This window comes from Methanomassiliicoccales archaeon (assembly GCA_038740345.1).
In the GTDB taxonomy this organism is placed as follows: domain Archaea; phylum Thermoplasmatota; class Thermoplasmata; order Methanomassiliicoccales; family UBA472; genus JAJRAN01.
In genome coordinates, this window is record JAVYMA010000032.1 from 1 (window position 1) to 11317 (window position 11317).

The following is an 11317-nucleotide window of genomic DNA, read 5'->3' on the forward strand; positions in this document are numbered from 1 at the left end:
ATAAAACCGATAATAAAGGAAGTAAACATCTTAAAAGAAGGTCTTGAAAAACTTTCGGAGAAGAAGGATAATATGTTCCGGATTTCTTGTTTGGCATTTCGGATTCTCATAGGCTGTTCTCCTTTCTGGGCTAAGGTAAGTTGCTGCTTTCTTTAGCCTATTTTAGGATAACAGCCTTTTTTATGCACGCCCTAAAAAGTGCAAGAGTTTAGTATTGTTATTGTCAGAGCTAAAAAAATGATCCGAATGTTGAAAAAAGAAAGAGAAATATCTTGGGATATGGAAATAGATGTTGCCGTAATAGGAGCTGGAGCTTGTGGAATGATCGCTTCATTGGCAGCAGAGGAAAAGGGAGCAGAGGTATTGCTACTTGAAAAAGAGAAAAAGGTAGGTGGGAATACATCTTTAAGTCAGGGAATGATTCCTGCTGCAGGAACTCGCTTTCAAAGAGCAGCGGGAATAGAGGATTCACCAGAACTTATGGCAGAGGATATTTTTAAGAAAAACAATTACGAAAGCGATCCAGAAATTACGCTACATATATGCAGGGAATCTAAGAACCTTGTTGAATGGCTTGTCGATTCTATAGGAATACATTTGGATATCCTAACAGATTTCATTTATCCGGGTCATTCGAGACATCGAATTCATGCTCCATCCACTCGTAAAGGGGAACAGATTGTAAAAGAATTACGTAATATAATTTCGAAGAGAGAAAATATACTGCTTGTTACTCAAGCACCAGTGAGAGATTTACTCGCAGATAAAGACGGTGGTGTCATTGGATTGGAAGTAGAAATATTTGGGCAGGGCATTAATAGGGTTCGAGCTAAGAAAACGATTCTCGCGTGTAATGGTTTCGGAAATAATAAAGAAATGTTGAAGAAGTATATTCCTGAAATGGCAGATGCATTCTATTTCGGGCATGAGGGAAATACAGGAGAAGGAATACTATGGGGTATGGAATTGGGGGCTGCTACCGAATGCATGAGTGCTTATCAAGCCCACGGGTCTGTTGCCTTTCCTCATGCGACCCTCCTTACGTGGGTTGTGATTGTGAATGGGGGGATTCAGGTCAACAAAAAGGGCAAGAGGTTTTCGAATGAATATACGGGATATTCTGAGCATGCGATCGAAGTCCTAAATCAAGAAGATAAAATAGCTATCGAGATTTTTGACAGTAGAATTTATCATTCTGTGCTGGGTTTTGAAGATTTTAGACAATGTATCGAAATAGGTGCCGTGAAAAAGGCAGATACAATTGAAGAGTTGGCCGAAATATTTCACCTTCCTTCCGGGGAATTGAGAAAGACTCTCGAATCTTATAATCTCGCAGCCCAAGGAAAAATAGAAGATCCATTTGGCCGCCGAAATTTTAAAGGACCACTAAGGCCTCCGTTTTACGGCGTTAAAGTGACAGGGGCATTGTTTCATACTCAGGGAGGGCTAAAAGTTAATAAGAAAGGCCAAGTCCTCAAGCCGAATGGGAGTACCATTCCCAATCTCTATGCAGGCGGAGGTGTAGCGGTTGGTGTCTCAGGATCAGGAGTTAGTGGTTACTGTTCAGGAAACGGCCTCCTGACTGCAACTGTCCTTGGCAAACTAGCTGGGGAGGATGCCGGAGCTTCTATCAAAGAAGGTGCTAAAGATGCCTGAATACCTGGATCAAATTTGTCAATTTTTAGTTAATACCGATTTCGATGACTTCAATACCAATATTCTGGAACAAACAAAAAAAGTTATTTACGATACGATAGGGGCTATTACAGCCGGGGCCCAGCTAGAAGAGCCAAAAGACATGTCAAGAAATTTAGCCCCCTTTTCAGGACCATTAATCTGCACACTTATTGGACAGAAGAGGAAAACTGATCCATTAAATGCCGCACTCATTAACGGGACGGCAGGAACATGGCTCGAATTGGACGAAGGAAATCAATTTGCTAGGGGACATGCTGGAATTCATGTAGTCCCAGCAGCCCTTGCAATGGGAGAAGAAAAAGGAGTCTCTGGAAAGGAGTTTATCACAGCAGTTGTTCTCGGTTACGAAATCGCTTGCAGAATCGGTATCGCATCTAAGTTGAGGATGACGATGCATCCTCATGGTACATGGGGAACGATAGGTGCTGCAATAACAGTGGGTAAATTGATGAACATCAATGCCAATCAGATGAAGACTTTAATTAATATTTCGTCGTCTTTGGCACTCGCTACATCAAGGAGGACGATGCTGGAAGGGGGTACAGTCAGAAATCTCTACGCTGGGGTAAGCGGTTATATGGGAATATTAGCATATTACCTTTTACTAAGTGGATTTACAGGTGAGGGGGACGGAATTAGTTCGGTCTATGGGGCTGTGGTCTCTGATTCATTTAGCCCGTCCATGATGGTGAAAGACCTTGGCTTGCAATACGAAATTACCAGAAATTATTTCAAGCAATATGCCTGTTGCCGTTACAATCATTCAACCCTCGATGCCCTCTATAAGATCATGGAGAAACAAGAGGGTAAAAGACTTGATCCAGAGGGCATTAGAAAAATTGATGTTGAGACATATTCTTTAGCAGCTCAACTCAATAACCAAACCCCTGAAAACATGTTAGCAGCGAAGTTTTCTCTCCCTTTTGCTATTGCAACAACAATTGTCCATGGAAATTCCGGAGTAGAAAGTTTCTTTCCAGATAAATTAGGTAAAGAAGAAATTAAAGAGTTGATCGCTCGTATTGAGGTAAAGGAAAATCCTGAATTTACAAGTATGATGCCTTCTCGCCGGCCTTCTCGAGTGACCATAGTCATGAAAAGTGGAGAACGATTTACAGAGACGGTTTTCGTAAGTAAGGGAGACGTTGAGGATCCCTATTCAACAAAAGAAATCAAGGACAAGTTTTTAAATCTTACAGCCCCCGTGTACGGATTAAAGAGAGCAGAAGAGATTTTAGATATGACTAATAAGATAGAATCCTTCGATAACATCAGAAATTATACAGAAGGACTTTAAATGAAATTCACTGGAATCGAAGGGAGGGTGTGAACATGACATCATACGATTTGGTTATTAAAAATGGTAATCTGGTTATTCCTAAAGTAGGCTTGATTAAAGCGGACATCGGCATTAGTGGAGAGAAAATAACGGCCATATCGAAGGAGATCACGACGAAAGAAGTTGGGAGAGTTTTGGAAGCTTCTGGTAAATATGTTTTCCCAGGGGCAGTGGATTCCCATTTCCATATAGGGATCTTCAGATCCATGGATGAAGATGCACTAAGTGAATCCAGATCTGCGGCTTGGGGAGGGATAACAACAATATGCAGTTATTTTCGGACAGGGAAAAATTATTTGAATAAATCGGGGCCCTATAAGCAGATTTTTCCAGAGGTTTTAGAGAAGTCGAAAAATTCGTTTTATACCGATTATGCCTACCATATAACTATCATGAACCCGGAGCAAATGACTGAGATCGAAATGCTAGTGAGTGAATTTGGTGTTTCAACATTCAAGTATTTTATGTTTTATAAAATGCTTGACTTAACAGGGGCGCCTGGAAGCGATAAGTATCTTTTGCTCAACACATCTTATGATCTTGGATTTCTTTATAACTATATGAAAGAAGTTTCACGGGTTTATAAAATTTACAGAGACTATGGTAGGGTCAGTCTAAGCCTACATTGTGAACAACCAGAGATTATTAACGCAAAGACTCAATATGTCCGACAACATGAGTCAGGGAATCCCTTAAAGGATTATAGTGACGCCAGACCACCGTTTTCGGAAAAGATGGCCATTAAAGAAGTTGAAGTCTTAGTTTCCGAGACCAAGTGCCCTGTCAACCTACTTCACCTCTCAAGTATCGATGCTGTGGAAGCAGGAAAGGAAGTGGTGAAAAAGCATCCAGAGCTAAATATACTTTTAGAAGGAACGCTACATCATTTGGGTCTATCGAATGATATCAAATACGGAATACTGGGGAAAGTCAATCCACCCATTCGGGAGAGAGAACATGTCGAAGGTTTGTGGAAAGCTGTTATCGGTGGCGATATTAAGACAGTGGTGAGCGATAGCGCTTGCGCTTCAAAAAAGATTAAAGAAGGGGATATCTGGACCTCTTTAGCTGGTTTTGGAGGTGCTGAACTTATGTTTCCTTTGTTGCTAACCGAGGGATACCGAAAACGTGGATTGTCGTTAGAAAGAGTGGCTGAGCTGACCTCATACAACCCTGCCATTTATCACGACTTATATCCCAAAAAGGGAACAATTGCCATTGGTTCTGATGCGGATTTGGCTATTATTGATTTGGATAAAGAAAAAGAGGTAAGCGTGGATACGCTACACTCTGCTCAGGATTTTACTCCTTTTGAAGGTGCAAAGTATCAAGGTTGGCCGGTCTATACAATTCTTCGTGGTAAAGTAATTTTCGAAAACGATAAGATTGTTGGTCGGCCAGGAGATGGGAAGTATATCATGCGTCCAGTAAAGTATCACTTTAGACATGAACTTCCATCAAGTAATTGAACTTATAAGGAAATTATAGAATCAGGATCAAAAATCCGTTGAGTAGTCATAAAAGACTATTTTCTGTTATGTTGTCGTTGGCAATGGCTTCTTGGGCATCTGTAAACATGAACAAGCTTTGGAGCTTGACATAACAGAGTTTACAATTAGGTGATGCCCCATAGCTATTAGTGTCTTTCCGCAGGGGATTGGATGGTAAAAGTGTTAAGAAACAAATTAACAAAGGAGGTGTGCGATGCTATCCAACAAAAGGAAAAAGTTGACACGTAGGGAGTTTATTAAGGGAACGGCTGTGGCTGGCACTGCTGCCGTAGCCGGTACGATCGGGTTCCCATATGTATTGAGGGCAACGGAACCCAAAGAAATATTAATCGGCCACATCCACCCATTGTCTGGTTTTCTGGCTTTTGATGGGCAGGAACTCAAGAAGGGTCTCCAATTGGCAGTTGATGAAATAAACGCTTCTGGAGGGATTAAATCGTTAGGTGGGGCTAAACTGAAACTCCTTGACGCGGATAGTGAGGGAAAACCGGAATTAGCGGTTTCAGCTGTAGAGCGTCTTCAAAGAGCGGGTGTGGTGGCTATCATGGGAGCTTATCAATCCGCCGTAACAATAGTAGCTTCCCAACAAGCGGAAAGGCACGAAATACCTTTTGTTGTCACTGTCGCCGTTGCTGATGAAGTTACGGCTCGGGGTTTCAAGTACACTTTTCGCGTGCAACCCAGTGCTGAACAGATGGCTTCGCAAACCGTCAAATACATCAGCGAAATCGCAAAAGTATCAAGCGAATCTGTAAAGACAATCGCTTACCTCCACGATGATACAGCTTTTGGCGTTTCCTTGTCTGGCCATGTGGTAAAGCACGCTCCAAAATACGGGATGGAGGTTATAGCAAAGATTCCTTATTCTCCCAGGGCAGCTGATGTTTCTACGGAAGTGGGCAAAATAAAAGCATCAGGGGCTGATGTGATTATGGCGACGGGGTATTTCGGAGACGGTGTCCGTGTCCTAAAGACGATAAGGGATATGAGGGTAAAAGCGAAAGGGATTATAGGATGTGGAAACGGGGCTTTTACACACCCAAAATTCGTGGATGAGTTGGGCAGCCTCACTGAGCATGTGATGGATGGTAACTATCGCGCCAATCCAAGGAGTCCATTAACCAAGAGAGCGTTTGCGCGTTACAAGGAGGTTTATGGAACGGAGATGGGACCCTCTACAGTGTTCGCCTATCAGCCCATATATGTCCTTGCTGATGCCCTTGAAAGGGCGAAATCTACCAAAAGGGAGGCAGTCAGAGAAGCTCTTGCGAAGACTAATCTCAAAGAGCATATTTTGCCCCAGGGACCCATAGTGTTCGGTCCGGATGGACAGAATGTGAATGCACAAGCAACGATGATGCAGATTCTCGGGGGCAAGATCGTTGTTGTTTGGCCCGATATATATTCTGAGGCTAAGTTCGTATTTCCACAGCCAATGTAACAAAGGCGTCAGCGCTAGGTGGCATCTCGCTGGGTGCACGCTGGAACGTTTACGGGATCTAATGCCATGACAGTTTCTTTTGTTATTGAGTCGTTATTAAATGGTCTCTTGATAGGAGGCGTTTACAGCCTTATGGCAATAGGCTTAACGCTCATTTTCGGGGTTATGCGAGTGGTCAATTTTGCGCATGGATCTCTTATCATGCTTGGCATGTACGCCTCCTATTGGACCGTTACTTTATTTAAAATCGATCCTTATCTCTCTATTCTCGTCTCACTCGGCGCACTGTTCTTAATTGGTGCCAGCATTCAGAAATTCCTTATTAACCCTATTCTTAATGCACCCGAACATAATCAATTACTGTTGACGCTAGGCGTCTCTCTGTTTATGGAGAACTTTGCTGTTTTCGTTTGGTCGCCTGATTATAGAATGATGAAAACCTTTTACGGGGAGATTAATTTCCATATTGGCGATGTTTCAATTTCCCTAGTCCGACTCCTAGCTTTTGTTTTTGCAATGGTCCTCGCTGGCATTCTTTACCTTATTCTTACCAGAACTGACTTAGGGAGAGCAATCCGAGCTGCCAGCGAGGAACCAATAGGAGCAGTTCTTATGGGGGTAAATATTCGGCGTATTTACATCGTCACCTTCGGAATTGGTGCTGCCTGTGCGGGCGTTTCTGGTGCGGCTATCACCCCCTTTATTCCCGTGTATCCCTATGTGGGCTGGCTTTTCGTCATTACAGCCTTTGTAGTGGTCGTTCTCGGAGGAATGGGGAATATGCTGGGAGCATTCATTGGGGGATTAATCATTGGGCTGGCAGATAGTGTGGGGGCAATGTTCCTGCCAGGAGCAATGAAATCGATCATATCCTTTAGTATTTTCATCATCATCCTGCTCTTTAAACCAACGGGTCTGTTTGGGAGGGGAAATGGATAAGTACCTGCGGCGCGAACTTAGCCGCAAAACTTGGTTCGCCATCATTGCCATTCTGGCAGGGCTTCATGTGCTGCCTTGGGTTTTCCCGGGCATTCAACACATTATGATAATGATTTTTCTTTTTACACTAATGGGGCAGGGGTGGAATGTGCTCGGGGGATACGTGGGACAATTTTCTTTTGGCCACTCTTTGTTTTTCGGGCTAGGTGCTTACGTTTCCTCTCTTCTCTTTATCCGTCTTACATTGACTCCTTGGATCGGAATCTTTTTTTCTTGCGCTGCTGGCATTGTTTTGGGGTGCTTCATAGGGTTCCTTAGTTTTCGTTATGGTCTTAGAGGCCCTTATTTTGCGTTAATCATGCTTGCATTTGCTGAGATTTTCCATATGACGGCCACGGGCTGGAGTTGGGTAGGAGGCGCTCTGGGAATATCAATTCCTCTGAAAGGGAATACTCCTGGTCTTATGCAGTTTGTGAAGAAGGAACCCTACTACCTTATCTCGCTGTGGATGATGACGGGAGCACTATATCTGGCATGGAGGATTGAGAGAAGCCGACTTGGGCTTTACTTCCTCGCAACAAGAGAGGATGTGGATGCAGCTGAAGCTCTTGGTGTCAATACCTTCAGGGCCCAGATGATAGCTATGGCCATCAGTGCAGGCCTAACCGCTATAGGAGGAACGTTGTATGCCCAATACCTTTTATACATAGATCCTGACTCAACTTTTGGAGTTGTTAATTCTGTAGAAATTATGCTCCGACCCATAATTGGAGGGCCAGGGACCGTTTTGGGACCACTCCTTGGCTCCGTGCTTCTTACCCCTCTTTCAGAAATTACCCGCCTCGCTTTTCAGTCCTACAGTGGTGTTTACCTCATGATATATGGAGTTATCCTAATTTTAGTAATTATGTTTCTTCCTAATGGAATTATGGGTATAGCAAGAAAAGTTGTTTCCACAGTGCTTAGAAGAGGATATTAACCGTGAGTACTGGGTCTATTTTGAACGTTGAATCGGTATCTAAATCCTTTCGAGGCCTCAAGGCAATATCGGGAGTGTCATTCCAAGTCAAGCCAAGTGAAATCCTAGGAATTATCGGGCCCAACGGTGCAGGAAAGACAACTCTCTTCAATCTGATAACCGGATTTGTCCGTCCCGACGCAGGCAAAATCGAATTCCAAGGTCATTCTCTTGTAGGTATGCCCACCCACATGATTTGCAAGTTGGGAATCACGAGAACCTTTCAAATTGTGAAGCCTTTTAGTCACCTTACTACTTTACAAAATGTTGCTGTGGGCTGTTACAACCGATGTACTAACGTTGAGGAAACGGAGCAGAGTGCGTGGGAAATCCTGCAATTTGTAGGCCTTGATAGGAAAGCACTCCAGCCTGCCAGTAGTCTGACTCCTCCCGACAGAAAGAAGCTAGAGCTTGCAAGGGCTTTGGGAACCCAACCCAAATTGCTGCTTCTTGACGAAGTGATGGCAGGGCTCAATCCTAAAGAACAAGGGGATATCATCGAGCTAGTACGTAGGGTTCGTGAAAAAGGTATTTCTCTTCTTATTATTGAGCATCACATGCGAGTTATTATGGGTCTTAGTGATCGCATCCTCGTTCTTAATCATGGTATATGTATCGCACAAGGAACCCCGCAAGAAGTGTGCGAGGACATAAATGTCATTGAGGCCTATTTAGGAAAAGGAGTTCACATTGCTGGTCATTGATAACATTGAAGTCTTATACGCTCAAGTGCAGGTTCTACGAGGAGTCACCTTAGATGCTAACGAGCGAGAGATTGTATCTCTACTGGGCAGCAATGCTTCAGGAAAAAGTACAACTGTGAATGCAATCTCAGGGGTTGTGCCGGTAACAAAGGGTTCAATTCGTTTCATGGATATAGATATTACTCACATGCCACCCCATATGCGAGTAGCCATGGGGCTTATACAAGTTCCTGAAGGGCGCCGGATCTTCCCAATGCTTACGGTCGAAGAAAACCTCATCATGGGCTCATATCTTAAGAAGCCGAAGTCTCGCCGACGGGAATCCCTCGAGAGAGCTATGAGGATGTTTCCTATCTTAGCGGATCGGAGAAAGCAAGCGGCTGGGACGTTGTCAGGTGGCGAGCAGCAGATGTTAGCTGTGGCCCGCGGATTGATGTCATTACCTAGCCTACTGGTTCTAGATGAACCTTCTATGGGACTTGCCCCGTTGGTTGTGGAAGATCTTTTTAGAGTGGTCCGGGAAATCAATGCTGATGGGATTACAATATTTCTTGTCGAACAGAATGTATCGCATGCACTAGCGATTTCGAATCGTGCCTTTGTGCTCGAAGAAGGTAGGATTGCCCTTTCCGGGACAGGACAGGAGCTACTGGGTAATCCCCATATTAAGAAATTATACTTGGGGTTGTAAGGGAGCAAACAAAGCCTTTGGAGGCTACCGAGACCGTTTCGTTCCAATCATGTTTTGGACTTTTGGTCCGGATTCATGGAGGATATATGGCTAAAGTAACAGCCCTCATCAGGGCTCGATGGGTTGTCCCTGGTTACGACTGTGAGCCAATAAGAGATGGAGCCGTTGCTATAGCAGGTAACACGATTGCTGATGTAGGACTTTACTCTATCCTGGCAGAGCAGTATCGTGGGGTGGAGGAACTCGGAGGTGACGAGTTCCTCTTGATCCCCGGCCTCGTAAATGGTCATAGTCACGGGAGAGGACTAACGGATTTTCAGCGGGGTGCCCTTGATAATACGCTCGAGTCATGGCTTTTTGACACCCGAAAGTATATTCCCATCTCGACCTATGATGATGTGGCATTTTCTGCGGTGAGGCTTCTCAAGTCGGGAGTTACTACCACCATGCATAATCACATTTTGAAAAACCCAGACGACTATGAAAACGAATTTGAAGAAGCTCTTCGTGCCTATAGAGATACGGGACTGAGGGTTCAGTTTAATCCTGCAATCAGAAATAGTAACCCCTTCGTTTATGGAGACAATGAGAAATTTCTTAATAGCCTTCCAGATAAACTCAAACAGTTCCTCATATCCGTGCCTTCAAGGGGGGGGGTCAGTGGGACAAACTATGTTGACGCAGTATCAAGCCTTCATGCACGGTATGATGGTCCCATGAGCCGGATCGGATTCGGACCTTTAGCACCTCAGTGGTGTACGAAGGAACTCCTGCAGGAAATTCGTAAAGCGGCCGATCGTTTAAGAACTCCAATCCATATTCATGCAATGCAATCAATCTTCCAGAAAATATATGGTCTGAAGTATTTAGGAAAGACACTTATCGAGTACATGGACGAAATTGGCTTTTTGGGGCCACGTCTTGTCATCGGACACTGTGTCTGGCCGACCGCAAGTGACATAGAGTTGATGGCAAAAACTGGAACTGGAGTAACCCATCACCCATCTTGCAACCTTAGAGTTCGCAATGGTATTGCACCGGTATTTCATATGATCGAGACAGGGGTGAAGGTAGGGTTGGGGCTCGATGGCAAATCGATAAATGACGACGATGATATGATTCAAGAGATGAAGGTCTGTTTCCTCCTACATCGTATTTCCTCCTTGGAGCTAGATTCTCCCTATCTCCTACCACGTCGAGTTTTTCAAATGGCAACTGAGAACAGTGCTCATTTGCTCGGCTATGGAGACGTACTGGGACGACTGGAACCAGGTTGCTACGCTGATCTAGTTCTAATTAATTACGATGAGATGTGCTATCCGTTTGTTAATTCAGAGCATGATCCCTTAGAAGTACTTCTCTATAGAGGGAAGGGACGGCATGTGGATACAGTCATTGTGAATGGACGAGTAGTAGTTCAGGAAGGTAAAGTGACAACAGTTGATGAAGAAGCCTTAGCCACACGTTTGCGAGAAGCTGCCTCTCGTCCCCCTACATCCCAAGAGACTACGCTCATTGCCATGATGGATGAGTTGAAGGGCCACGTGATTCGTTACTATGAGGGATGGACAGAAAAGGTACGTGTTGAACCTTTCTATTCCCCAAACTCCCGAATCAAAGGGATGCCGTAACCTTAAGTTTTCGGCGTTCTCGATCAAAGAACCAAAGCGATTGCTAAACCAGAAGATGTAGGCAAAAAGTTTGACTTATGTTTAGGTTGTTTTTTGAAAGGCGTCACAAAAAAAACATATCTTCAGACTGCAAAATCAGGGAGGTCATGTAAAAAACTGCAACAAGGATAAAAAGGATAAAAATGAATGGCATCTCAGATAGGGAGAAGAGGAAATGGTTAAGGCGATTTTGGGATATGATATTATGCCGGGGATAACTCAGGTGGAATATGAACGATGGCTGAGAGAGGTCCATATCCCTGATCTGTCGAAGGTTCCGGGATTGAAGAGAATTGTCCTCAACAC

At 44.0% G+C, this 11317-nt stretch carries 9 protein-coding genes; all 9 read left to right on the top strand.

Features of this window, described 5'->3' with window-relative positions:
* The first annotated feature begins 237 nt into the window (after nt 1–237).
* The 9 genes from QW520_08400 to QW520_08440 all read left to right on the top strand — a co-directional run bounded on the left by QW520_08400 (nt 238) and on the right by QW520_08440 (nt 10972).
* A complete protein-coding gene (locus QW520_08400) occupies nt 238–1656 on the top strand; it encodes a flavocytochrome c (GenBank protein ID MEM0449822.1) in 1419 nt (472 codons plus the stop codon).
* On the top strand, nt 1616–2995 hold the full coding sequence (locus QW520_08405) for an MmgE/PrpD family protein (GenBank protein ID MEM0449823.1): 1380 nt from the start codon (nt 1616–1618) through the stop codon (nt 2993–2995). The genes QW520_08400 and QW520_08405 overlap by 41 nt, the downstream gene beginning before the upstream one ends.
* Nucleotides 2996–3030: 35 nt before the next feature.
* Nucleotides 3031–4506, top strand: coding sequence for a dihydroorotase family protein (locus QW520_08410; GenBank protein MEM0449824.1), 1476 nt, complete (start codon nt 3031–3033; stop codon nt 4504–4506).
* 235 nt (nt 4507–4741) lie between these two features.
* A complete protein-coding gene (locus QW520_08415; GenBank protein MEM0449825.1) occupies nt 4742–5989 on the top strand; it encodes an ABC transporter substrate-binding protein in 1248 nt (415 codons plus the stop codon).
* Between the two features lie 33 nt (nt 5990–6022).
* Nucleotides 6023–6928, top strand: a complete 906-nt coding sequence (locus QW520_08420) for a branched-chain amino acid ABC transporter permease (protein MEM0449826.1) — start codon at nt 6023–6025, stop codon at nt 6926–6928.
* Entirely contained in the window at nt 6921–7907 is a 987-nt protein-coding gene (locus QW520_08425; protein ID MEM0449827.1) for a branched-chain amino acid ABC transporter permease, read from the top strand. The genes QW520_08420 and QW520_08425 overlap by 8 nt, the downstream gene beginning before the upstream one ends.
* Before the next feature lie 2 nt (nt 7908–7909).
* Nucleotides 7910–8650, top strand: a complete 741-nt coding sequence (locus QW520_08430) for an ABC transporter ATP-binding protein (protein MEM0449828.1) — start codon at nt 7910–7912, stop codon at nt 8648–8650.
* On the top strand, nt 8637–9341 hold the full coding sequence (locus QW520_08435) for an ABC transporter ATP-binding protein (protein ID MEM0449829.1): 705 nt from the start codon (nt 8637–8639) through the stop codon (nt 9339–9341). Before QW520_08430 ends, QW520_08435 begins: the two co-directional genes overlap by 14 nt.
* 86 nt (nt 9342–9427) lie before the next feature.
* The gene (locus QW520_08440; protein MEM0449830.1) at nt 9428–10972 is read left to right on the top strand and encodes an amidohydrolase family protein; all 1545 of its coding nucleotides are present in this window, start codon (nt 9428–9430) and stop codon (nt 10970–10972) included.
* Nucleotides 10973–11317 lie beyond the last annotated feature (345 nt).